Annotated in this window: 6 tRNA genes; all 6 read right to left on the bottom strand. The window is 51.1% G+C overall.

Features of this window, described 5'->3' with window-relative positions:
• Nucleotides 1–5 precede the first annotated feature (5 nt).
• Nucleotides 6–82 (bottom strand) — tRNA-Pro (locus ACSU6B_RS29310).
• Between the two features lie 6 nt (nt 83–88).
• Nucleotides 89–162 (bottom strand) — tRNA-Arg (locus ACSU6B_RS29315).
• Between the two features lie 22 nt (nt 163–184).
• Nucleotides 185–273: transfer RNA gene (locus ACSU6B_RS29320), tRNA-Leu, on the bottom strand.
• A gap of 10 nt (nt 274–283) precedes the next feature.
• Nucleotides 284–358, bottom strand: a tRNA-Gly gene (locus tag ACSU6B_RS29325).
• 14 nt (nt 359–372) lie between these two features.
• Nucleotides 373–457, bottom strand: a tRNA-Leu gene (locus tag ACSU6B_RS29330).
• A 14-nt stretch (nt 458–471) separates the two neighbouring features.
• A tRNA-Lys gene (locus tag ACSU6B_RS29335) sits at nt 472–547 on the bottom strand.
• Nucleotides 548–562 lie beyond the last annotated feature (15 nt).

Below are 562 nucleotides of genomic sequence, written 5' to 3' on the forward strand. Positions count from 1 at the left end.
AAGAATGGTCGGGAAGACAGGATTCGAACCTGCGACCCCTTGGTCCCAAACCAAGTGCTCTACCAAGCTGAGCTACTTCCCGTTAAAGTGCGCCCTGAGAGATTCGAACTCCCGACCTTTTGATTCGTAGTCAAACACTCTATCCAGCTGAGCTAAGGGCGCATATGAAATTAATGAACTTAAATGGTGCCGAGGACCGGAATCGAACCGGTACGGTAGTCACCTACCGCAGGATTTTAAGTCCTGTGCGTCTGCCAGTTCCGCCACCCCGGCTTAAAACAATTGGAGCGGAAGACGGGATTCGAACCCGCGACCCCCACCTTGGCAAGGTGATGTTCTACCACTGAACTACTTCCGCATATGAAAATTAAATGGTGCGGGTGAAGGGAGTCGAACCCCCACGCCTTGCGGCGCCAGATCCTAAGTCTGGTGCGTCTGCCAATTCCGCCACACCCGCATATTCATTTAAAATGGTGAGCCATGAAGGACTCGAACCTTCGACCCTCTGATTAAAAGTCAGATGCTCTACCAACTGAGCTAATGGCTCATCGTAAGATGATTT

This window comes from Neobacillus sp. C211 (assembly GCF_051842875.1).
Lineage (GTDB): Bacteria > Bacillota > Bacilli > Bacillales > Cytobacillaceae > Neobacillus.